The organism is Nocardiopsis halophila DSM 44494, from assembly GCF_000341245.1.
GTDB lineage: Bacteria > Actinomycetota > Actinomycetes > Streptosporangiales > Streptosporangiaceae > Nocardiopsis_A > Nocardiopsis_A halophila.
Genome location: NZ_ANAD01000083.1, coordinates 1 through 22,543, shown reverse-complemented (window position 1 = coordinate 22,543; position 22,543 = coordinate 1). Strand labels below are relative to the sequence as shown.

The window sequence follows — 22,543 nt, the reverse complement described above, 5'->3', positions numbered from 1 at the left end:
AGCCGTCACCGGGCGCGGGCTTGTCATCACCCTCGTCACCGCCCTTGTCACCCTCATCGCCGTCACCCTGGTCACCACCGGGGTTCTGGCCGTCGCCGTCGTCACCGCCGTCCCCGTCGTCACCGCCGGGGTCCTCACCGTCGCCGTCGTCACCCTCGTCCGGGTCCTCCGGCTCTTCGGGGTCCGGCTTGCCGGACACCGCCACGCGGGTGATCTCGGAGCCGCCGGCCGGCGTGCACGAGGTGACCCAGTGCTCGCCGCTCTCGAAGAGCACGCTGGCGACGACGTCCCCGCCGCTGAACACCAGGTTGCTGCCGTCGCCGGCCCGGGTGCCCGCCTCCTGGCTCGGGTACTGCCAGTCGCCTTCCTCGGTGCCCTCCTGGAAGGCCTCCGCCGGCGCGCTCCCGGTCCAGCGGCTCTTGAAGGTGATCTTCTCGTCGGTGGCGGCGCCGCCGGACAGGTCGACCTCGTGGCGGACGATCACGCGCTCGACGTTGCCGGCGCCCTCGGGGTAGGCGTAGCGCCACTGCGAGTTGCCGAGGGACCGGACCTGTTCGCCCGGGTCGAAGGAGTCACCGTTGGTGACACCGAACGTCCATTCGATCTGCCCGCTCTCCTCCCAGCCCTGCTGGGAGGTGCAGTCGTAGTCGAAGGCCTTGGTGATCGGCTCGGGCTCCGCATGCGCGGGCAGGGCGCTGCCCAGGGCGGCGAAACCGAAGACCGCGAAACCCGCGGCCAGGCGCTGTGGAGTACGCGACACGTTCTTGCTCCGATTCGGATCGGGATAGGGGAATGCTTCGCGCACCGGGGATGTGGGAGGGGGCGGTGCACCGATCGCGGCGGGGCGCCGGCAGGGACAGGATCGGGCCCGCATCCGGGAGCACCGGGGCGGCGGCACCGGCCGCGCGGCCTCGGCGGCGCTCCCTGCGATGGGCTGAACGCTAGCAACGGGGAGCCCGCCTGGACAGCGGCGGAACATGAGGGCACCGCCGCCCCCGACACCCCTTCATGTGCCACACGTCACACCGGGCGACCGGGTGATCGGGGGAACCGGATCGGGCCGACACCGCCCACCTGCGCCGACCACCCGCGCCCGATCGGCCGTTCGAACACGTTCCGTCATGCCACGGCCGACGGATCGTGGGCCCCATACGCGAATGACCTGGGTGGCCGGATCCGGCCACCCAGGTCATTCCTACTCAGGGTGATGGGCGGGCTGCACCGAGCGCGGCCGCTGCCCGCCCCCTGCCCGGCCCCTATTCGGCGCCGTGCAGCGACTCCACCATCGTCGACAGCTGCGCCATCGAGCGGTCCAGAGCGCGCACCGCCTCCACCGTGCGCGGGTCCGGGTCCCGCTCCGCGGTGACGATCAGCTCCCGCAGCTGCTCCAGGCTGGTGTTGACCTCGGCCATGCGCCGCGACAGCCGCCCGGTCAGCGACTCGGTCTCGGCCCCGGTCTCGTCGCCCAGCTGCCGCCGCAGCAGCCGGGCCTGGTCCTGCAGCCGCCGCTTGGTCTGGAACAGCTCCACGAAGACCTCCACCTTCGACCGCAGCACCCACGGGTCGAAGGGCTTGGTCAGGTAGTCGATGGAGCGCGAGGCGTACCCGCGGAAGACCTGGTGCCGGTCGACGCCCACCCCGGTCAGGAAGATGATCGGCACGTCGCGGGTCTTCTCCCGCTGCTTGATGTGGGTGGCGGTCTCGAACCCGTCCATCCCCGGCATCATCACGTCCAGCAGGATGACCGCGAAGTCCTCCTCCAGCAGCGCCTTGAGCGCACCCTCGCCGGAACTGGCGCGCACCAGGTTCTGGTCCAGTGAGGCCAGGATGGCCTCCAGGGCCGTGAGGTTCTCATCGCGGTCGTCCACGAGGAGGATGTTGGCCTTCTGCGCCACGTCCACTACTCCTGCTCTTCGGGGCCGTCCTCGCCGGAGCCGGGCTCCAGCCACTTCTGAATCACGTCGAGCAGGTGGTCCAGGTCCACCGGCTTGGTGACGTAGTCCGACGCGCCCGCCTCCAGGCTGCGGTCCCGGTCGCCCTGCATCGCCTTCGCGGTCAGCGAGATGATCGGCAGGTCGGCGAACTGGGGCATCTCCCGGATGGCGCGCGTCGTCGCATTGCCGTCCAGCTCGGGCATCATGATGTCCATCAGGACGACCTCGACGTCCTCGTTGGCCTCCAGCTTCTCGATGCCGGTGCGGCCGTTGTCGGCGAAGAGCACGGTGAGCCCCTGCGCCTCCAGCGCGCTCGCCAGGGCGAACACGTTGCGGATGTCGTCGTCGACGATGAGCACCGTGCGGCCCTGCAGGACCTCGCGGCGCTCCACGTCCGGCGCCTCCTCGCCGTCCTCGGCGTCCTCGGCCTCGGTCCCGCGCAGCACCGGGACCGCCTCGGGCTGCTGGTCCGGCTCGGGGTCGGGCTCCAGGTCGGGCAGGACGGTCAGGTCGGCCGGGCTGTCGGGCGCCTCGGGCATGGCCACCCCGGTGGTCAGCGGCTCGATCTCGGCCGAGTCCGCCGCCTCCAGCGGCGGGACCGCCTCCAGCCCGTCGGCCATCCGCTCCTCCACGCCCTCGGGCAGGCGCACCGGGAGCAGCAGCGTGAAACTGCTGCCCTGGCCGACGGTGCTCTCCACCCGGATCTCCCCGCCCAGCAGCCGGGCGAAGTTGCGGCTGATGGACAGCCCCAGGCCGGTGCCGCCGAAGCGGCGCGAGGTCCCGCCGTCGCCCTGGTGGAACGCCTCGAAGATGACCTGCAGCTTGTCCTCGGGGATGCCGATGCCGGTGTCGGCCACCGAGAAGGCGATGACCTCCTCGTTCTCCCCGAACAGGTCCAGGTCGGCGTCGTCGAGCGCCCAGGCCGGGCGGATCAGCAGCCGCACCTCCCCCGAAGAGGTGAACTTGACCGCGTTGGAGAGCAGGTTGCGCAGGATCTGCTGGAGCCGCTGCTCGTCGGTCCACAGGTAGTTGGGGATGTCCGGGGACACCTCCACGCCGAACGCCAGGCCCCGGTCGCTGGTCAGCGGCCGGAAGGTGGCCTCGACGTAGTCCACCAGCTGGCCGATGGCCACGTCGGCCGGCTGCACCTCCACCCGGCCCGACTCCACCTTGGCCAGGTCCAGGATCTCGTCGATGAGCTCCAGCAGGTCGCTGCCGGCCTTGTGGATGGTCTGGGCGAACTCCACCTGCTTGGAGGTCAGGTTCTGCTCGGTGTTGTCGGCCAGCAGCCGGGCCAGGATGAGCAGGCTGTTCAGCGGCGTGCGCAGCTCGTGCGACATGTTCGCCAGGAACTCGGACTTGTACTTGGAGGAGACCTGCAGCTGGTGCGCCCGGTCCTCCAGGGAGCGCCGCGCCCGCTCGATCTGCCGGTTCTGCAGCTCGATGGCGCGGTTCTGGCTGGCCAGCTGCCCGGCCTTGCTGTGCAGCTCGGCGTTCTTGCGGCGCAGCTCCTCCTGCTGGCGCTGCAGCTCGTTGGAGCGCTCCTGCAGGGCGATCGTCAGCTGGCGGGACTGGGCCAGCAGGTACTCGGTCTTGGAGTTGGCCAGCACCGTGTTGATCGTGGTGCCCAGCAGGTTGACCAGCTCGCGCAGGAAGTTGAGGTGGACCTCGCGGAACTCGCCGAAGGAGCCGAACTCCACCACGCCCAGGACCCGGTCCTCCGAGACGATCGGCAGGATCGCCAGGCTCAGCGGCGGCGCCTCGCCCAGGCCCGACTCCACGCGCACGTAGTCCGCCGGGACGTTGATGACGATCTGCTCGCGCTTCTGGGCGACCGCCTCGCCGGCCAGGCCCACCCCGGCGCGCACCCGGCGCCGGGCCTCCTCGGGCTGGAAGCCGAACCCGGCGTAGAGCCGGTACACGCCCTCGTCGTCCTCGTCCTCGGGCAGGTAGCAGGCGCCGTGCTGGGCGTCGACCAGCGGCGTCACCTCGGTCATGATGAGCCGCGCCAGCTCGTTGAGGTCGCGGTGGCCCTGGATCCGCGCGGAGACGCGGGCCAGGTTGGACTTGAGCCAGTCGTCGTCGCGCTGGGCGGCGGTGGTCTCGCGCAGGTTGGCGACCATCAGGTTGATGTTGTCGCGCAGCTCCAGCATCTCCCCGCGCACGTCCAGGTGGATGTTCTGGGTCAGGTCGCCCGCGGTGACCGCCGCGGCCACCTCGCCGATCGCCCGCACCTGCGTGGTCAGGTTGGAGGCCAGCTCGTTCACGCTGTCGGTGAGCTGCTTCCAGGTGCCCGAGACCCCGTCGACCTTGGCCTGGCCGCCCAGCTGGCCCTCCGAGCCCACCTCGTGCGCCACCCGGGTGACCTCGATGGCGAACGCCGAGAGCTGGTCCACCATGGTGTTCACGGTGTCCTTCAGCTGCAGCATCTCGCCCTGGACGTCGACGGTGATCTTCTTGGTGAGGTCGCCGCGCGCCACCGCCGTGGTCACCTGGGAGATGTCGCGCACCTGGTTGGTCAGGCTCTGCGTCATCGAGTTGACGTTGTCGGTCAGGTCCTTCCAGATGCCCGACACGCCGCGCACCTCGGCGCGCCCGCCCAGCTGGCCCTCGGTGCCCACCTCGCGGGCCACCCGGGTGACCTCGGCGGCGAACGCCGAGAGCTGGTCGACCATGGTGTTGATGGTGCCCTTCAGCTCCAGCATCTCGCCCTTGGCGTTCACCGTGACCTTCTTGGTCAGGTCGCCGCCGGCGACGGCGCGGGTGACCTCGGAGATGTTGCGGACCTGGTAGGTGAGCGAGTTCGCCATCGAGTTCACGTTGTCCGTGAGGTCCTTCCAGACCCCCGACACCCCTCGGACGTGCGCCTGGCCGCCCAGGGTCCCCTCGGTGCCGACCTCGCGCGCGACGCGGGTGACCTCGTCGGCGAAGGAGTCCAGCTGGTCCACCATCGTGTTCACGGTGTCCTTCAGCTCGAGCATCTCGCCCTGCGCGTCCACGGTGATCTTCTTGGACAGGTCGCCGCGCGCCACCGCCGTGGTCACCTGCGAGATGTTGCGGACCTGGTAGGTCAGCGAGTTCGCCATCGAGTTCACGTTGTCGGTCAGGTCCTTCCAGACCCCCGACACGCCCTTGACGTTGGCGCGCCCGCCCAGCTTGCCCTCCGAGCCGACCTCGCGGGCCACGCGGGTGACCTCGTCGGCAAAGGAGTCCAGCTGGTCCACCATCGTGTTCACGGTGTCCTTCAGCTGGAGCATCTCGCCTTGGACGTCCACCGTCACCTTCTTGGTGAGGTCGCCCCGCGCGACCGCGGTCGTCACCTGGGAGATGTCCCGCACCTGGTTGGTGAGGTTGTCGGCCATGGAGTTGACGTTGTTCGTCAGGTCCTTCCACGTGCCGGAGACGCCCTTGACGTTGGCGCGCCCGCCCAGCTTGCCCTCGGTGCCCACCTCGCGGGCCACGCGGGTCACCTCGTCGGCGAACGTGGACAGCTGGTCGACCATGGTGTTCACGGTCTCCTTGAGCAGCAGCATCTCGCCCTGCACGTCCACGGTCACCTGGCGGCTCAGGTCGCCGCGGGCGACCGCGGTGGTGACCGTGGAGATGTCGCGCACCTGCGCGGTGAGCCGGGAGGCCATCTGGTTGACCGCCTCGGTGACGTCCAGCCAGGCGCCGGAGACGCCCTCCACCTCCGCGCTGCCGCCGAGCTTGCCCTCGGTGCCCACCTCCCGGGCCACCCGGGTGACCTCGGTGGTGAACTTGCTCATCTGGTCGGCCATGCGGTTCACCGAGACCGCCAGGCGGCGCAGGTCCCCGTGCAGGTCGCCGCGGCGGCTGGTGAGTTCGGCGCGCTGGGACAGGTCGCCGCCGGCGACCGAGTCCAGGATCCGCGCCACCTCGGTGACCGGCTCGCTGACCTCGTCCAGCATGTGGTTGAGGGCGCGCACGCTCTTGCCCCAGGCCCCGCGGGCGGGGCTCACCGAGACCCGCTCGGTCAGCCGCCCCTCCTCGCGCACCACGTCGCCCACCCGCTGCAGCTCGCTGCTGAGCTGCTCGCAGTGGTCGAGGACCTCGTTGAAGACGGCGGCGATCTCGCCCGCCTTGCCGTCGGCGCGGGGGTTCAGCCGGACGCTGAAATCGCCGTCGCGCATACTGTAGAGGGCGCCGAGAAGCTCGTCGAAGTGCTCTTCCGTCGCCGGCGCCCGGGTCGCCTCGGGCATCGATCCCCTCCTAAGCGCTGCGTGCGGGGCCTCCGGCCGCCGCCCGCACCGCCGCGGAACACGGGGGTGCGGGCACACGGGGGCCGCAGTGGTCACACCGCGCGGCCGGGCTGCTCGGCACAGGGCCGTTCTGCCATGATGACTTGCGTTGTCTCCTACTGTGCCCACGCGGACGCGTTTTCGACACCGCCGGGGGCCGGTAGCGGGCGAGATGGGGGTATGGGTGAATCATGCGGATGCGGCGACGGGGCTCGTCCGCCCTGAACCGACACTGAAGGAAACCGTACGGCTTCACAATGCCACATGACACGATGAGGGTCGCCCACAGGGAGTTCCCCCCTGTGCCGGAGGCGGCGGGAGACGCCCGCGTGTTCGTTCGGGAGACGCTGGACCAGTGGGCGGTCGGACAGTCCGCCGACGACGCGGTGCTGCTCGCCAGCGAGCTGGTCACCAACGCGGTGATCCATGCCGAGAGCCCGCTGGAGGTCACCGTCCGCCGGCTCCAGGGCGCCGTCGAGGTGGTCGTGGCCGACCGGGTCCCCGAGCGCGCGGTCCCCCAGGCGGGCCCGCTGAGCGTGGACACCACCCCCTCCACCGACAATACGCGCAACGGCGGGCTCGGCCTGGCCCTGGCCGCGGCCATCGCCTCCTCCTGGGGCGTGGCCTACAGCAAGCAGGACAAGGCCGTCTGGTTCCGGGTGCTCGACGCCGAGGACGCCCCCGAACCGCCGCTGGCCCCGCCCGACCCGGTGCACCCGCCGCGCCGCCGGGCCCCGCGCCCCGGCCCGTGGGCGGCGCTGGACGCCGCGCTCTCCGCCCGCCTGTCCCTGCCCGACCTGCTCGACCGCACCGTGGAGTACGCCCGGTCGGCGCTGGGCGGCGACGCCGCCTACATCTCCCTGGCCACCACCGACGAGACCGAGTGGGAGGTGCGCGCCGGGGTCGGGCTGACCGACGCGCCGTGGCGGCCGTTCCGCAGCCGCACCGAGGAGACCTTCCCCTCGGCCGCCCCGGCGCCCGGAGCGGTGATCAACGACGACCTCATGATCGCCCGCGCGCACCGCGGGCGGCTGGCCAAGGCGGGCATGCGCTCGCTGGTGACCGCCCCGCTGATCGTGGAGGGGCGGATCACCGGGCTGATCGGGGTGGCCTCGCGGCGCATCCGGCACTTCGGCGACACCGCCGCCCGGAGGCTGCAGGAGGGCGCCGACAAGATGGCGCTGCCGGTCGAGCGCGCCCGCCTGGCCGAGGTGGAGCTGCAGCGCCGGGCCTCGCTGAGCTTCCTGGCCGAGGCCAGCGACCTGCTCACCGGCACCCTGGACGAGCCGCTGACCGCCGCGCTCGCCGCCCAGCTCACCACCTCCCGGCTGGGCGACTGGTGCGCGGTGCACATCATCAACGACCTCGGGGTGACCCGCCTGGCGCACGCGGTGCACACCAACGAGAACTACAACGACGTGCTGCGCACCCTGCTGTCCACGCTGCCCCCGTCCGAGCAGCACAGCCCGCGCCCGCTGTGGAACCGCGAGATGGTCGCGGCCGCCGGGATGGAGGACGAGCTGAGCCTGGAGCTGGCCGAGAGCCCGGCCATCAGCATCCCGCTGATGGCGCACGGGCGCGAGCTCGGCCGGATGACGCTGGGCCGGCAGGCCGACGCCGACTTCACCCGCGAGGACGTGGACGTCGCCAACGACCTGGCGCGCCGGGTCGCCTCGGCGATGGAGAACGCGCGGCTGTACGCCGGGCAGACCGAGATGAGCGAGGCGCTGCAGCGCAGCCTGCTGCCGGCCAAGGAGAAGGAGCCGGAGATCCCCGGCGTCGACCACGCGGTGTTCTACCGCCCGGCCGACGAGCGGACCGTGGTCGGCGGCGACTTCTACGACGTGTTCGCCACCGACGGGCGGTGGTGCTTCGCCATCGGCGACGTGTGCGGCACCGGCCCGGAGGCGGCCGCGGTGACCGGCCTGGCCCGGCACACCCTGCGCGCGCTGGCCCGGGAGGGGTACTCCCCGGCGCACATCATGCACCGGCTCAACCTGGCGATCCTGGACGAGAACACCTCGACGCGGTTCCTGACGATGCTCTACGGGGAGATGACCCCGGCGGGCGGCCCGGGCGAGGGCATGCGCCTGCGCCTGGTGTCGGCGGGCCACCCGCTGCCCCTCAAGCTGGACCGCAAGGGCGAGGTGACGCCGGTGGGCACCTCCCAGCCGCTGCTGGGGGCGTTCGAGGACGTGGACTTCTTCACCGAGACGGTGGAGGTGACCCCGGGGGACGTGCTGCTGGCGGTCACCGACGGGGTGACCGAGCGCCGCAGCGAGACCAGCATGCTGGGCGACGAGGGGCTGACCGAGATCTTCTCGGCCTGCAACGGGCTGACCGCCCAGGCGGTCATCGTCCGCATCGACCGCGAACTGGAGGAGTTCGCCCCGGGCGGCCACACCGACGACACGGCGATGCTGGTGCTGCGGTTCCTGTAGGGGGCGGTGCGGCCGGTCCCCTACACCGCCCCGCGCACCAGGTGCTCGTCGTCGGCCAGAACGATCCTGATCACGCGAGGCCCCTCTCCGCCGTGCCCGTGCCCGGTGCCCTGTCCGCCCCGGTCCCGTCCGGGAACTCGGCGCGGACCAGGAAGCCGCCGGCGCCGTCGGGGCCGGCGGCCAGGGCGCCCCCGGCCTCGGCCACGCGTTCGCGCATCCCGGCCAGCCCGCTGCCGCCGCCGGGCGCGCCCGTCCCGCGCGGCACGCCGTCGTTGGCCGCCTCCACCACCAGCGCGCCGCCCTCGCGCCGCACCGCGACACTGAACCGGCGGGCGTCGCTGTGCCGAAGGGCGTTGGTGCCCGCCTCCCGCACCACCCAAACCGCCGGTCCGGTGAGCCGGGCGGGCACGTCCTCGGCGATGTCCACCGAGCAGTCGGCGCCCGCCGCCCGCAGTGCCTCGCACACCGACCGCGCCTCGGCCGCCAGGTCCGCCTCCCGGTAGCCGGCGACGGCGGACCGCACCTCGGCCAGCGCCTGCCGGGCCGCCGTCTGCACCGACGCCATCTCCTCCTTGGCGGCCCCCGGGTCGCGGTCGACCAGGCGGGACGCCAGCTGGCTCTTGACCGCGATCCCCGACAGGCTGTGCCCGAGGAGGTCGTGCATGTCCCGGGCGATCCGGAGGCGCTCCTCGCTGGCCGCCAGCCGCGCGCGCATCTCCCGGCCCTCGACCGCCTGCTCGAACAGGTCCCACAGCGTCATCAGCCCGGAGTTCAGACCGTAGAAGAACACGGCCCCCAGGAGGGCCGCCCACACGAGCCCCACCGCCTGGGCGACCATGACGCCCCACTCGCCGTCGGTGGTGAACGGGGCGGCGGCGACGGGGACCAGGACGAGGGGTGCGGCCATGAACGCGGCGTGCACGCGCCGCCGCGGCAGCGACAGGGCGACCGCCGACCACCAGATGCCCAGGAGCATTCCGGTGAAGAACTGCGGGTCCCGCACGTGGTACGGAGCGGCCAGCAGGAAGACGCCCGACAGCAGGGCATAGGCCGTGTAGTAGGTGCGCCCCTCGGAACCCCGCCCGCGGCGCCCGAACCTGATCGCACCCAGGAGCAGCACGTACACACCGAGGACCGTGCTCAGGGCTGCGGCGGCGATGTAGCGCGACAGCTCGGGGAAGCCCTTGTCGAAGCCGTCGTAGGCGTTGTGGACGCCGAACAGCAGCACCACGGGCAGTCCGGGGACCACGGCCCCGTAGATCCCGAGCAGGATCCCCCTCGCCCGGCGCAAGGCCTTGTCGTCCAGCGCCGCCATCGGTCCTCCCTCGTCCTCGCAGCGTCGTCCCGTCGACACGGCCCCACTCTCCCGCCCGGCGGTCCGTCGCAGGTAGTCGCCGGTGTCACCGGGCGGTCGTGACAATTGGCACGGGAGGTGCCGCACGGGGCCCCGCGCTCCGGAAGGCGCCCAGTCCCCTGCGTCACCGGCCCGGTCTGAGACGCGTCACCGCCCCGCCCGTGACAGATGTCCCGGGTTCCGCCGACCGCCCGCGCCTGACCTGCCCCGCCGTTCCGGCCCCCCTCCGCCGGGCGCCGGAGCCGGGCCGGGGCCCTCCGCTGGACCCGGCCGTAGGGTCCTGCCGTTCGACGGACGCGGCCTGCAAGGGCCGCGAGGAGAGGAGGCCGCGGTGGCGGTGGGAGCACGGGCCCCGGAGCGGGAGCCGGACCGGGGAGCGGATACGCGCCCCGAGGAGGAGGTGGTCACCGTGCGGGGACTCGCCAAGTCCTACGGGGGCCGCCGCGTGGTGGACGGGGTGTCGTTCACGGTGGCGCGGGGCCGGGTGACCGGGTTCCTCGGCCCCAACGGCGCCGGTAAGAGCACCACCCTGCGCATGGTCTTCGGGCTGGTCCGCCCGGACGCGGGCGGCGCCGGGGTGTTCGGGCGCCCCTACCGGGAGCTGCACGCCCCGGCGCGCAGGGTCGGCGCCGCCCTGGAGGAGGGGGCGTTCGTCCCCGGCCGGACCGGCCGCGACCACCTGCGGTGCAGCGCCGGGCCGGCGGGGTGCGCCCCGGAGCGGGTGGAGGAGGTGCTGGAGCTGGTGGGGCTCGCCGAGGCGGCGCGGCGCCGCGTCGGCGGCTACTCCACGGGCATGCGGCAGCGGCTGGCGCTGGCGACGGCCCTGCTGGGCGACCCGGAGCTGCTGGTGCTCGACGAGCCCGCGAACGGCCTGGACCCGGCGGGGATGCTGTGGCTGCGCCGCTTCCTGCGGGAGTTCGCCGCGCAGGGCGGGGCGGTGCTGCTCTCCAGCCACCTGCTCGGGGAGATGGAGCAGACCGTGGACGACGTGGTGCTGCTGGACGGCGGGCGCCTCGTGCACGAGGGGCCGCTGGAGGGGCTGCTGCACGAGGGGCAGTGCGTGCTGACCGCGCGCCCCGGCGACCACGGGCGGGTGCGCGCGGCGGTCGAGGCGGCCGGCCACCGGGCGCGGGTGCTGCCCGACGAGCGGGTGTGGGTCGGCGCCCCCGAGCGCGAGGCGGTGGCCGCCCTGGAGGGGGCGGAGGCCGCGGCGGAGGGGGTCCGGTCCGACCGGTGCACCCTGGAGTCCGCCTTTCTGATGCTCACCGGCGACGCGGACGGAGGCTCGGCATGACCACCCTGATCGGATCGGAGATCCGGAAGCTGACGACCACCCGCTCGACGTGGTGGCTGATGGCGGTGCTCGTGGCGCTGTGCGCGGGCCTGGCGGCGGCGCTGCTGTTCGCGGGCTACGGCCTGGACTACCCGGGCATGGCGCCGGGGGCGGCGGAGAGCGCGCAGATGCTCTACCGGCAGCCGGCGGCGACCGTGTACGTCATCCCGATGGTGGTGGGGACGCTGCTGGTGACGCGGGAGTACCACACGCGCACCATCGTGCAGACGCTGCTGGCCGAGCCGCGCCGGGGCGCGGTGTACGCGGCCAAGGTGCTGGGCGGCGCCGCGGCGTCGGCGGTGGGGGCGGCGGCCGCCATGGCGGTCACGGTCGCGGTGGGCGCGGCGGTGTTCGCGGCCAACGGGGACGGCCCGTTCCTGACCGACGGGGACGTGGTGACCACGCTGGCCGGGTCGTTCGGGGCGCTGGCCCTGTGGGGCCTGATCGGCGTGGGGCTGGGCGCACTGCTGCGGAACCAGGCGTTGGCCGTGGCCTTGGCGCTGGTGTTCACACTGCTGGTGGAGCCGGTCGCGGGCATCGTGCTGAACACCGCCGACCTGCCCGAGGCGTCGGCCTACCTGCCGGGAGGGGCGGCCAACCTGATGGCCGGAGGGAGCTCCTTCGGCGAGGAGGGGTCGGCCCTGGTCGGGTTCGCCGTCCTGGCCGCCTACACGGCGGCGGCCCTGGCGGCGGGGGCGGCCCGCTTCGTCCGCTACGAGCCTTGACTTCCGCTCCCCGGCCTGAAGGCCGGGGATTCCTACTGCGGTCGCCTGACCGCTTCGGGGGTTCCTGCTTCAACGCGCTGCGCCGGACCGAAATCCGGTCTTACCCGCGCTCCACAGGCTGACACGGCCAGTCCGGCCGCCCTCGCGACGTTCACCGCCGCGTTGATGTCACGGTGGACGGTACCGAGGGCAGGGAGCGCGACCACTTCACACGCACACCGGCGCTCTTGGGCAACGACAGGTCACCGCCCGGGGTGATCTTCCATCGGGCGTTCGCGGTGAACCTCACGGCCTGCCGGTTGTCCTTGCGTGACTTGTACCGGGGTGCGTTCGGGCGTGTTCTTCGCTTCGGTGATCAGCAGCTTGGACAACTCCCCGGCCTTGGGGAACGCCCCGCCTTCGGCGCGGGCCCTCTCCCGTGCGCGGAGCGCGTCGTTGTAGACCACGCGGGCGCACCCGAACGCCCTGACCAGCGCGGCGCGCTGGGGTCCGTTCGGGTACAGGCGAAAGCTGTACCGGAGCTGCATGCGAACAAGCGCACTGCTGTTGGTTCATGGGCATTGTGTTTTCGTCCTGCACGCGCACTCGGTTTTCGTGGCCAAGTACCGGCACAAGGTGTTCACCGGCACACGCCTGAGGCGCATGGAAAAGGTCATGCGGCAGGTGTGCGCCGGCTTCGAAACCGGGTTGTGCGAGTTCAACGGGGAATCCGACCACGTTCACCTGCTGGTGGCGTTCCTTCCGAAGGCCGCCGCATCAAAGCCGGCGAACTCGCTGAAGGGGGTGTCATCACGCCGGATGCGACAGGGGTGTCCAGGGCCGGAGCGGCACTCCTGGCGCGCTGACCGGCTATGTTCGGGGTCCTACCTCGCCGGTTCGGTGGGCGGGCGGTGCTCCCCTGTCGGTGTTGCGTCAGTACACCGAGCAGCAGGACCGTCCCGCGCCCCGGCGGGCGTCAGGGGGAGAGACCGGGCGGCGTGCGTCGCGCCAGGGGGCCGTAACCACACGACGAGAATCGCGGACATTCTTTATGGAATCTGCAATAGAGGCGCGTGACACTCGTAATGGGAAGCGATGACAACCACCACTGGGATCGACGGACCCGAAGCGGCACCATTCTTGTATGGAAAGCGGCGCGAACGACACTGTGATCCACGCTGAAGGCGTGTGGCGGAGCTACGGCCCCGGGGCACACGCCTACGACGCGGTCCGGGGCGTCTCGCTGACCGTGGCCCGCGGCGAGGTGTTCGGGCTCCTCGGCACGAACGGGGCCGGGAAGACCTCGACCATCGAGCTGCTGGAGGGGCTGGCGCCCCCGACACGGGGTTCGATCCGGATGTTCGGCCGCCACGACCCCTTCCGGGACCGCGCCCGTGTACGGCCGCGCACCGGGGTGATGCTCCAAGAAGGGGGCTTCGCCAACGACCTCACCGTCGAAGAGACACTGCGCATGTGGGCCGGCTGCACGAGCACCCCCCGTCCGGTCGCCGAGGCCGCCGGGGTCGTCGGCCTCACCGGTCGCCTCCGGACCGCGGTCAAGGGCCTCTCCGGCGGCGAGCGCCGCCGCCTCGATCTCGCACTGGCCGTGCTCGGCTCCCCCGAGCTCCTCTTCCTCGACGAGCCCACGACCGGGATGGACCCCGAGGGCCGCCGCGAGACGTGGAGCATCATCCGGGGCCTGCGGGACATGGGCACGACGGTGCTCATGACCACCCACTACCTGGAGGAGGCCGAACAGCTCGCCGACCGGCTGGCGATCATGCACCGGGGGACGATCGCCGAGGAGGGCACCCCGGCCGGCATCGTGGCCCGCTTCCCCTCCTCGCTGGGCTTCGCCCTTCCGCCCGGGGTGGACGCGTCCCTTCTGCCCGCCCTGGACGAGGCCGTCGCCCAGGTCGACCCGGGAGCCGCACGGGCCGGCGCCGGGGGACCCGGGGGCCGCACCGGGGACCGGGTACGGCTGACCACGGACCGCCTACAGCGCACCGCGGCCCACGTGCTGGACTGGGCACGCGAGGAGGACATCGAACTCATCGGCTTCAACGCGCGTTCCGCCTCACTGGAGGAGGTCTTCCTCCAGATCGCCGATAACGGCGCGGCGGACGGGGGCCGAACGCATTCCGAAAGGAGGGCCGGTTGACGACCGCCACCCACCTCTCCTCCCTCGGCCGCGCCGAGGCCACGCTCTTCGTGCGCGCGAAGGGCAACATCGTGAACGTGCTCTTCATCCCCGTGATGCTGCTCGTCGTCCTCGTCGTCACCATGACCCGGTTCGACCTGGACTCCCTGGGGCTGGCCCTGGGACCGGTGATGCTGTCCACGACCGCCGGCGTCGTCCTGGTCTTCGCCCTCTACGTCCCCCTGACCACCGCCTACGTCGTCCGCCGCGACGAGCTGCTGCTCAAGCGCCTGCGCACCGGCGAACTCTCCGACCCCGTGATCCTCACCGGCACGGCGCTGCCCGCCGTCGCCGTCGCGGTCGTCCAGTTCCTGCTGGTCAGTGCCATCGTCGTTGCACTGACCGACGCCGGCCTGCCCACCGCACCGCACTACCCGCTGATCGCGCTGGTCCTGGGGTGCGCCATGCTGGCCGCGCTGGCCTGCGCGACCAGCGCCTTCGCCCGCAACGCCGAGAACGTCCAAGCGGCGCTCCTGCCCGCGGTCCTGGTCCTTCCGGCCACCTCCGGCGCCTTCTTCCCGCTGGAGGCCATGCCCCAGGAGGTGCAGGACGTCTTCCAGTGGACACCGCTCGCCCCCGTCATCGACCTCGTCCGGGCGGGGTGGTCCGGGGACGTGGGCGCAGGCGAGGCGCTCGTCCGCGTCGGCACCCTCGCTGCCTGGACCGCCATCGCCGCCGGGGCCGGCCACCGCTGGTTCCGCTGGGAGCCGCGCACCTGATGAAGACCGCCGACGACCAGGGGTTCCAGCGCATGGCCACGGCCACGCGCTGGTCCCTGCCCATTCCGCTCTGGTCGGTGATCGCGGTCTTCGGCTGGGGTGTGGCGACCGACCCGGGACTGCCCGCCCCCGCCGCGATCGCCCTCGTCCTCGCCTACACGGTCCTGGCGGGCTGCGCCACGGTCGCCACCGTGCTCTCCCTGGACAGGCCCCCGTCATTCCGGCGCCGCCCCTACGCCACGGCCGCGATCGCGGCGGCGGCCTTCGCGGGACTGGCCGCGGTCCCCTACGCCGCCGCGGCCGGGCTGCTCACCGGCCTGAACACGGTCACCGCGGTCGCTTTGGCGGTTCTGCCGATGGCGGCGGTCACCGCGACCGCGCCGCCGCCCGCGGTCACGGTCCTGGCCGCCGCCTGTGCGGTACCGGCCGCGCTCCACCCCTCCCCCGGTCCGGCGGTGGCCGCGGCCCTGGCGACCTGGGCGCTGTCCCTGCTGTTCGTGCGGCTGTTCGAAGGCAGCCTCCGGGTCATCCACCGCCTGGACACGGCGCGGCTGGTGGAGTCCCGGCTGGCCGTGGCCGAAGAGCGGCTCCGGTTCGCCCGGGACCTGCACGACACCCTGGGGCGGACGCTGTCGGTGATCGCCTTGAAGAGCGAACTGGGCGCCCGCCTGTGCGAGACCCCGCAGGCGCGCGCCGAGATGGAGGAGGTCCAGCGCCTCGCCCGCGCGTCCCAAGAGGAGATCCGGGAGGTCGTCCGGGGGTACCGGCGCAGCGAACTGCTCTCCGAGCTGGAGGGGGCGCGCGCGCTGCTCAAGGCGGCCGGGATCGTGTGCCGCGTCGACGCCGCCTGCCCCGACGGCCTCACCGACGAGCAGGGATCGGCGCTGGGATGGGTGGTCCGGGAGGGCGTCACCAACGTCGTCCGCCACTCCCGGGCGACCTACTGCACCATCGCGCTGGAGGCCGCCCCCGACGCCGCGACACTGCGGCTCACCAACAACGGCGCGCGTACCGTAGAGCCCGACCGCTCCGGCGGTGGACTGGACGGGCTGCGCCAACGCGTCGCCACCGCCAGCGGGACTCTGGCCTGGGAGCGTACCGGCGCCGGACTCTTCACCCTCACCGCACGCCTGCCCCGATCCCCGGAGCCGCAATGATCTCGGTCCTCATCGCCGACGACGAGCACCTCATCCGCGAGGCCATGGCCAACCTCCTCGCCCTGGAGCCCGACCTGGAGGTCGCCGCGCAGGCGGCGACGGGCCCCGAGGCCGTCGCCGCCGCGCGGGAGCACCGGCCCGACGTGGCCGTGCTCGACCTGCAGATGCCGGGGACCGACGGGATCGCCGCGGCACGGGCCATCGCACGGCAGCTCCCCGACTGCAAGTGCCTGATCGTCACCAGCCACGGGCTCCCCGGGCACCTGAAGCGCTCATTGGAGCAGGGGCTGAAAGGGTTCGTCCCCAAGACGGTCTCGGCGGCCGCGCTCGCGGACGCGATCCGGGCGGTGCACAACGGCGGCCGCTACATCGATCCGGCCCTGGCCGCCGACGCCATCTCCGTGGGCGATTCCCCGCTGTCGCCCCGCGAGGCCGACCTCCTCGCACTCGCGGCGGACGGCGACCCCATCACCGAGATCGCACGCAGGGCGTCCCTGGCGCCGGGCACCGTGCGCAACTACCTCTCGTCCGCGGTGACCAAGCTCGGGGCGAGCAACCGGCACAGCGCGGTGCACATCGCCCGCTCCCACGGCTGGATCTGAACCCTCCCAGGGCCGACGGGGGTGGACGGCCGTTCAGAGCCAGCCCATCTCCTGGGCCTTGCGGATGGCCCCGAGGCGGTTGTTGGCGCCCGTCTTGGTGATGGCCGACGAGAGGTAGTTGCGCACCGTCCCCTCGGTCAGGTGGATGCTCGCGGCGATCTCGGCGACCTGCAGACCGCCCGCCGCTGCGTTCAGCACCTCGGCCTCCCGGGGGGTCAGCGGGTTGTCCCCACTGGTCATCGCGGCGGCGGCGAGTTCGGTGTCGATGTAGCGGCCCCCGGCGTGCACCTTGCGGACCGCCCCGGCCAGCTCGTCGACGGGGGCGTCCTTGGCCAGGAACCCGCGGGCGCCGGCGTCCAGGGCCCGGCGCAGGTAGCCCGGGCGGCCGAAGCTGGTCAGCACCAGCACCCCGCAGCGGGGCGCGGACCGGGCCAGCCGCCCCGCGACCTCCAGGCCGGTCGCCCCGGGCATCTCGATGTCGAGCACCGCGATGTCGGCGGCGTGCTCGGCGACGGCGGCCTCCACCTCGTCGCCGCGGCCCACCTGGGCGACGATCTCCAGATCCTCCTCCAGGCCGAGCAGCGCGGCGATGGCCCCGCGCACCAGGTGCTCGTCGTCGGCCAGAACGATGCGGATCACGTGTTCACTCCCTGTCCCCGTCCTCGGCCGCGCCCGGGGCCGCCGCTTCGCCTCCGGGAACCGGGGGCTCCCCGGCGCCGGGGTCCGGGAGGACGGCGCGGAGCAGAAAGCCCGCGTCCCCGTCGCGTGCCGCGGTCAGGGTACCGCCCGCCGCCGCGACGCGTTCGGTCAGACCGGTGATCCCGTTCCCCGGTGCCGGGTCGGCCGATCCCTCTCCCCCGAGCGTTCCCGGTGCGCCGTCGTTGCGCACCTCCACGACCGACCGCCCGTCTTCGCGCCGCAGAACGACGGTGCACCGCTCGGCCTCACTGTGCCGGACCACGTTCGTCGCCCCTTCCCGCACCACCCACGCGGCGAGCGGGCGCAGCGCCTCGGGCACGTCCTCCGGCGCCCCCTCCACCGTGCACCGGGTCCCCGAGGAGGACAGGACGCCCCGGGCGGCGTCCAGCTCCTGGGCCAGGTCCATCTCGCGGTACCCGGACACGGCTCCGCGCATCTCGCGCAGCGCCTCCCGGGACGCCTCCTGGACCTCGCGCATCCGGTCGGCCGCCTGGTCGGGCGCGCGCTCGGCCAGCCGCGCCGCCAGCTCACTGGTGACGGCGATGCCGGTCAGACGGTGCCCCAGCAGGTCGTGCATGTCCCGGGCGAACCGCAGCCGCTCCTCGCTCACCGCAAGCCGCGCCCGCGCCCTGGTCCCCGCGGCGGCCGCGGCGGCCAGGTCCCAGAGGAACAGCAGGGCGAGGTGGCCGACGGCCAGGAACAGCCCCCACCCGGCCGCGGCGACGACCAGTACCGCGACCAGTCCCCAGTCGGGATCGTCGAAGAAGAGGGCCCGCGCCCAGGGAACGGCCAGCAGGGCCGCGGTGGGAGCGGCCATCCGCGCGACGGGGTTGGACACCCCCGCCGCCGCCCACCAGGCTCCGGCGACGAAGGCCGTGCCGACCCACATGTCGAGCCCGGCGAGCACGGCGGCCAGGAGCCCCGCCGTGGTCCAGAAGAGGCGCCTCGTCGGCGCCTCTCCGTCGACCCGCAGCCACACCATGCGGATCGACAGGACGGCCAGGGGCACGGACAGCGCCACCGCTCCGACGCGCCGCCACACCGCGATCGCGTCCCCGACCACGAGCGCCGTCTGGAGGGCGAACACCGTGGTGGACAGGGCGACGAGCGCGAGTGTGCCGAGGTTGATCCACCACAGCGTTCTCCAGCGGGGATCGTCCCCCGCGTCCCTGTGGGCGCCCGGGGCGCCCCGGCTTCCCATCCGTCCTGCCGTCCCTTCTCGCGTGCCGCACCCTTCCCCGCCGATGGCGGTCCCCGGCCGGTCCGGAACCGTCTCCTCGGCCGTCACCCCCGGTGCCGGGCGGCCTCCCCCGGCGATACCTCCGCTCCGGCCGCCGGCAGGACGGCCCGCAGGACGAAGCCGTCGCCCCCGCTCGGCCCGGCCTCCAGGGTTCCCCCGACCGCCGCGACGCGTTCGGTCAGGCCGGTGATCCCGTTGCCCTGCGGGGTCCCGGCCGGGCCTGCCCCTTCGACCGCCCGGGGCGCGCCGTCGTTGCGCACCTCTACGACCACCTGTGCCCCTTCGCGCCGCAGCACGACGGTGCACCGCTCGGCCTCACTGTGCCGGACCACGTTCGTCGCCCCTTCCCGCACCACCCACGCGGCGGGTCCGCGCACGTCGTCCGGGACCGCCTCCGGACCGCCCCGCACCGTCACCGCGATCCCGGAGGCCGCCAGCACCCCGCGGACGGTGTCCAGCTCCTGGGCCAGGTCCAGCTCGCGGTACCCGGACACGGCGCCGCGCATCTCGCGCAGCGCGGTTCGCGCCGCCGACTGCACCTCGCGCATCTGCCCGGCGGCGGCGGACGGGTCGCCCCTGTCGGTCAGCCGGGCCGCCAGCTCGCTCTTGACCGCCATGCCGGACAGGCTGTGGCCCAGCAGGTCGTGCATGTCCCGGGCGAAGCGCAGCCGCTCCTCGCTCACCGCGAGCCGCGCCTGCGCCTCCCGGCCGGCGAAGGCGTCCCGTGCCAGCTCGTAGAGCCAGAAGGAGGCGAGGTTGCCGCTCATCGCGATCGGCGCGTAGACGAGGGCGATCCCCCACACCAGGGCGACCTCACCCCAGGCGACCCCGCCGCCGGAGTACTCGTACCAGGCCGCGAGCGCCCACGGTGCGACGATGAGGACGGCCGTGGCCGACCACAGCGCCTTCGCACGTGCGCACAGATAGGCGGCCGACCACCAGGCCCCCGCGACCATGAGGGTCCAGAACCAGAGCCCCAGGGCCCACAGCACGCCGAGGACCAGCACGAACGAGGACCAGTAGAGCCAGGGCGCGGGGAAGGCCCCGGAGAAGACCCGGACCACCAGCATCCTGAGGGTGAGCCCGGCCAGGGCCACCGAACCTGCGATGCCCGCGACGTCCTGCCACCGGATGTCGGTATCCGCGAGGAAGGCGGGGACGGTGAGGGCGATCGCCGCGTACAGCAGGATCTGGATCGAGGTGAAGCACAGCATGGAGAACGCCACCCATTGGGCGGTCCGCACACGCCGGTCGAGCCGTGGGGAGGCCGTTTCCGCCCCGCGGCCGTCGCGGCGGGCCTCACGGGTTCCGAGCATGGTCCGATGTTCCATCCCCAGGGGCGGAAAGGAGAAATCGGGGCATGGCTCCTGCGACGGCCGTTCCTCGTCGGTGAGGGGCCGCCGGTCTCCTGGGACGGCTTGTCAGGGGTACGTCTCCTCGGGGGCTTCGGAGCGGGCCCACGCAGTTCGCCTCGTTCAGGACACCGCCGGGAGCTCCGCGGCGGGACCGGGCCGTCCTCCCGGCCCCGCCGATTCCGGGCCGGCGTGTTCCGGCAGTCGGCCCGGACAGGACCCGCCGCACGTCGCCGTGCACGGCAGAACACCCATGGTCGCCGTCGACGCCTCGAAGTGACTAGAGACCGATGTCACCCGTCCCGGCTGACTCTCACGATCGGAACGATGGTGACGGATGTCAGACGGCACCGTCCGAGGCGTGGAGGCTTCCTTTTGCTGAGGTTCCCGCTGCTCCTGTGGTGCTCCCCGCCGTCCCGCGGTCGGCACCGCGGGAACGCCCCCGGGCCAGCGCTCGGGCGAAGCCGGTGTCACCGAGGGCGGACCGGATGCGTTCTCCGGCCCGCCGTACGTCGAAGCGCTCCGGTTCGGGAAGCGGGACACCCGTCCACAGCCTGTGGGCTTCGGCCTCGCCCAGCAGGGCGCCCGCCTCCTGGTACTCCCCGGACAGCGAGAGCGCCCCCGCCAGCCCCTCCAGCGCCAGGGCGACCGCACGCGGGTCCCGGGTCTCCTGGGCCCGCTCCAGCCCCTGCCGCTGATGGGCCAGCGCCGCCTGCGCGTCCCCGCGCTGCTCGGCCGCGTACCCCAACTGGGCCTCGATGAACGCCAGGCCGATCGCCCCCTGGGCCTCACGATTACGCGCGATGGACGCCTGAGCCCTGCGCTCCGCCTCCTCAAGCCGCCCGTCCCTGCGGGCCACCAGCGCGAGGCCGGCGTCGGCGAACTCCCGTCCGCCCTCGTCGCCGCACTCCAGGGCGAGGGCGTGCGCACGCTCAAGCGACCGCCGCGCCCCGACCAGGTCCCCGCGCAGCATCGCGATCCTGCCCAACCCTGACAGGCGCGCCACGACCGCGCCCCACAGCCCCAGGCGCTCGGCGGCCTCCAGGTCCTCATGGTGGCGGCGCTCGGCCTCCCCGTACACGCCCTGCATCTCGGCCGCCTGCGCCAGAAGGTCGGACGCCTGGAGCACGCCCCAGCCGTCCCCCTCAGCCTGGAACAGGCGTTCGCTCTCTTCGGCGGAGCGGCGGTGGCGCTCCAGGTCTCCCCGGATCTGGGCGCACCAGGCGTCGACCACCAGGGCGGCCGCAGTCCCCCACCGGTCGCCCGCCGAACGGAAGGACGCCAGGAGCGCCTCCGCGCGCCGGTCCCCCTCCTCCAGGTCCCCCATCCCCCACTCGGCATAGACCAGGAACCACAGCGCCCTCCGAAGGCGGAGGGCGCCCTCCCCGTCGGCCGCCTCAACCGCGCCCTCCAAGCGCGCCCGGAGGGCCGCGGGGTCACGGCCGCCGGACACGCCGCTCAGGAGGTCGAGGCCGGCGTGCAGTGCCTCCGCGTACAGCAGCTCGGGTTCCGGGGCGGGCACCGGTTCAAGGGCCCAGGCCAAGAGCGCCCGTGCCTCACACAGCCGGCCGCGCAGCACCCCGTACCAGGCCGTCGCCGCAGCCGTGCGCAGCGCCGTGCCGGCGTCGCCCGCCCCCGCCGCCGCACCGACCGCCGCGCGGATGTTCGCCGCCTCGGCGTCCATGAGCCCCAGCCACCGGCCCTGCTCAGGACCGCGGACCTCCGCGTCCGCACGCTCGGCGAAGCGCATGAAGCAGGCCGCGTGCCGGACGCGGTAGAGGTCGTCCTCGCCCGCTTCCACCAGCCGTTCGCGAGCGTAGGCCGCCACCGTCTCCAGAAGCCGGTAGCGCGTCCTCCCCTCCTCCTGGTCGGCGGTGACCAGCGAGCGGTCCACCAGCGCCGGAAGGAGCACCGCCTCATCCCCGCACACCTCCTCGGCGGCGGCCAGCGTGCACCCGCCCCGGAACACCGACAGGCGGCGCAGCAGCGCGCGCTCTCCGGCGTCGAGCATGTCCCAGCTCCAGTCGATGACCGCGCGCAGGGTCCGCTGGCGCCCGGGGACGCCCCGCCGCCCGCCCGACAGCACGCGGAAGCGGTCGTCCAAGCGCTCGGCCAGCTCGTGAACGCTCATCGCCCGAACGCGGGTGGCGGCCAGCTCCAGCGCCAGCGGGATCCCGTCCAGACGGCGGCAGACCGCGGCCACGGCCTCGGCGTTTCCGTCGGTCAGCTCCCAGTCGGGCACGGCGGCGGCCGCCCGCTCGGCGAACAGGCGCACCGCCCCCGTCCTGCCCATCGCCCCGGCGTCCGGCGCGGCCCCGGCGGCGGGCAGCCCGAGCGGGGCGACCGGGCGCACCCGCTCCCCGGGGACGCCCAGGGGCTCCCGGCCGGTCGCCAGCAGGTGCACGCCCGGTGCCTCCTCCAGCAGCCGCGCGGCCAGTGCCGCGGCCCCGTCGGCGACGTGTTCGCAGTTGTCCAGCAGCACCAGGGCGCGCTCGCCGGCGAGGGCGGCGGCGACGCGGTCGGCGGGGGCCTCGCCGGAGGCGGCCGCC

16 protein-coding genes and 1 pseudogene are annotated in these 22,543 nt (G+C 73.4%); 8 read left to right on the top strand and 9 right to left on the bottom strand.

Annotated features, from left to right (window positions below; all coding sequences use genetic code 11):
* The 3 genes from D450_RS0111195 to D450_RS0111185 form a co-directional block, all read right to left on the bottom strand.
* Positions 1-760, bottom strand: a 760-nt coding sequence (locus D450_RS0111195) for a hypothetical protein (protein WP_026128486.1), incomplete at its 3' end; no start/stop codon positions are given.
* Positions 761-1,256: 496 nt separating this feature from the next.
* Positions 1,257-1,895 carry a response regulator gene (locus tag D450_RS0111190; protein ID WP_026124422.1) on the bottom strand — a complete coding sequence of 213 codons (639 nt, stop codon included), beginning with the start codon at positions 1,893-1,895 and terminating at the stop codon, positions 1,257-1,259.
* Between the two features lie 5 nt (positions 1,896-1,900).
* On the bottom strand, positions 1,901-6,154 hold the full coding sequence (locus tag D450_RS0111185) for a HAMP domain-containing protein (RefSeq protein ID WP_017538752.1): 4,254 nt from the start codon (positions 6,152-6,154) through the stop codon (positions 1,901-1,903).
* A gap of 311 nt (positions 6,155-6,465) precedes the next feature.
* Between D450_RS0111185 and D450_RS0111180 the strand changes: the two genes are divergently transcribed.
* The gene (locus tag D450_RS0111180) at positions 6,466-8,634 is read left to right on the top strand and encodes a SpoIIE family protein phosphatase (protein ID WP_026128485.1); all 2,169 of its coding nucleotides are present in this window, start codon (positions 6,466-6,468) and stop codon (positions 8,632-8,634) included.
* A 70-nt stretch (positions 8,635-8,704) separates the two neighbouring features.
* Here the strand turns inward: D450_RS0111180 and D450_RS0111175 are convergent, their stop codons facing one another.
* Entirely contained in the window at positions 8,705-9,988 is a 1,284-nt protein-coding gene (locus D450_RS0111175; protein ID WP_241483118.1) for a sensor histidine kinase, read from the bottom strand.
* A gap of 331 nt (positions 9,989-10,319) precedes the next feature.
* Here D450_RS0111175 and D450_RS0111170 point away from each other — a divergent pair, with 331 nt between their 5' ends.
* Together D450_RS0111170 and D450_RS0111165 are read left to right on the top strand one after the other, a co-directional pair.
* Positions 10,320-11,282 carry an ABC transporter ATP-binding protein gene (locus tag D450_RS0111170; protein WP_017538749.1) on the top strand — a complete coding sequence of 321 codons (963 nt, stop codon included), beginning with the start codon at positions 10,320-10,322 and terminating at the stop codon, positions 11,280-11,282.
* The gene (locus D450_RS0111165) at positions 11,279-12,046 is read left to right on the top strand and encodes an ABC transporter permease subunit (RefSeq protein WP_017538748.1); all 768 of its coding nucleotides are present in this window, start codon (positions 11,279-11,281) and stop codon (positions 12,044-12,046) included. The genes D450_RS0111170 and D450_RS0111165 overlap by 4 nt, the downstream gene beginning before the upstream one ends.
* A gap of 242 nt (positions 12,047-12,288) precedes the next feature.
* Here D450_RS0111165 and D450_RS30010 read toward each other — a convergent pair whose 3' ends face one another.
* The gene (locus D450_RS30010) at positions 12,289-12,573 is read right to left on the bottom strand and encodes a helix-turn-helix domain-containing protein (protein ID WP_026128484.1); all 285 of its coding nucleotides are present in this window, start codon (positions 12,571-12,573) and stop codon (positions 12,289-12,291) included.
* Here D450_RS30010 and tnpA point away from each other — a divergent pair.
* The 5 genes and pseudogenes from tnpA to D450_RS0111140 all read left to right on the top strand — a co-directional run.
* Positions 12,572-12,986 (top strand): annotated as a pseudogene (gene tnpA, locus D450_RS32420) (IS200/IS605 family transposase); the annotation flags it as partial. The gene D450_RS30010 and the pseudogene tnpA sit on opposite strands and share 2 nt — an antisense overlap.
* Before the next feature lie 183 nt (positions 12,987-13,169).
* Positions 13,170-14,186: an ABC transporter ATP-binding protein gene (locus tag D450_RS0111155; RefSeq protein ID WP_039820378.1), complete on the top strand. Its 1,017-nt coding sequence runs from the start codon at positions 13,170-13,172 to the stop codon at positions 14,184-14,186.
* Positions 14,183-14,944, top strand: coding sequence for an ABC transporter permease (locus D450_RS0111150; protein WP_017538746.1), 762 nt, complete (start codon positions 14,183-14,185; stop codon positions 14,942-14,944). The genes D450_RS0111155 and D450_RS0111150 overlap by 4 nt, the downstream gene beginning before the upstream one ends.
* A complete protein-coding gene (locus D450_RS31780) occupies positions 14,944-16,101 on the top strand; it encodes a sensor histidine kinase (RefSeq protein WP_017538745.1) in 1,158 nt (385 codons plus the stop codon). The genes D450_RS0111150 and D450_RS31780 overlap by 1 nt, the downstream gene beginning before the upstream one ends.
* Positions 16,098-16,703, top strand: a complete 606-nt coding sequence (locus D450_RS0111140) for a response regulator transcription factor (RefSeq protein WP_017538744.1) — start codon at positions 16,098-16,100, stop codon at positions 16,701-16,703. The genes D450_RS31780 and D450_RS0111140 overlap by 4 nt, the downstream gene beginning before the upstream one ends.
* 33 nt (positions 16,704-16,736) lie before the next feature.
* Here the strand turns inward: D450_RS0111140 and D450_RS0111135 are convergent, their stop codons facing one another.
* The 4 genes from D450_RS0111135 to D450_RS33660 all read right to left on the bottom strand — a co-directional run.
* Positions 16,737-17,342 (bottom strand): response regulator transcription factor, encoded by a 606-nt coding sequence (locus D450_RS0111135; protein WP_017538743.1) that lies wholly within the window; start codon positions 17,340-17,342, stop codon positions 16,737-16,739.
* Between the two features lie 4 nt (positions 17,343-17,346).
* Positions 17,347-18,603 (bottom strand): sensor histidine kinase, encoded by a 1,257-nt coding sequence (locus D450_RS30000; protein WP_017538742.1) that lies wholly within the window; start codon positions 18,601-18,603, stop codon positions 17,347-17,349.
* An 83-nt stretch (positions 18,604-18,686) separates the two neighbouring features.
* Positions 18,687-19,958 carry a sensor histidine kinase gene (locus D450_RS0111125; protein WP_017538741.1) on the bottom strand — a complete coding sequence of 424 codons (1,272 nt, stop codon included), beginning with the start codon at positions 19,956-19,958 and terminating at the stop codon, positions 18,687-18,689.
* A gap of 376 nt (positions 19,959-20,334) precedes the next feature.
* Positions 20,335-22,543: ATP-binding protein (locus D450_RS33660; protein WP_017538740.1), on the bottom strand; the 2,209-nt coding region annotated here is incomplete at its 5' end.

Coding starts and splice junctions, on each gene's coding strand:
- D450_RS0111185 (WP_017538752.1), bottom strand. CDS start 6,154: ATGCCCGAGGCGACCCGGGCGCCGGCGACGGAAGAGCACTTCGACGAG.
- D450_RS0111180 (WP_026128485.1), top strand. CDS start 6,466: ATGAGGGTCGCCCACAGGGAGTTCCCCCCTGTGCCGGAGGCGGCGGGA.
- D450_RS0111165 (WP_017538748.1), top strand. CDS start 11,279: ATGACCACCCTGATCGGATCGGAGATCCGGAAGCTGACGACCACCCGC.
- D450_RS30010 (WP_026128484.1), bottom strand. CDS start 12,573: ATGCAGCTCCGGTACAGCTTTCGCCTGTACCCGAACGGACCCCAGCGC.
- D450_RS0111155 (WP_039820378.1), top strand. CDS start 13,170: ATGGAAAGCGGCGCGAACGACACTGTGATCCACGCTGAAGGCGTGTGG.
- D450_RS31780 (WP_017538745.1), top strand. CDS start 14,944: ATGAAGACCGCCGACGACCAGGGGTTCCAGCGCATGGCCACGGCCACG.
- D450_RS0111140 (WP_017538744.1), top strand. CDS start 16,098: ATGATCTCGGTCCTCATCGCCGACGACGAGCACCTCATCCGCGAGGCC.
- D450_RS30000 (WP_017538742.1), bottom strand. CDS start 18,603: ATGGGAAGCCGGGGCGCCCCGGGCGCCCACAGGGACGCGGGGGACGAT.
- D450_RS0111125 (WP_017538741.1), bottom strand. CDS start 19,958: ATGCTCGGAACCCGTGAGGCCCGCCGCGACGGCCGCGGGGCGGAAACG.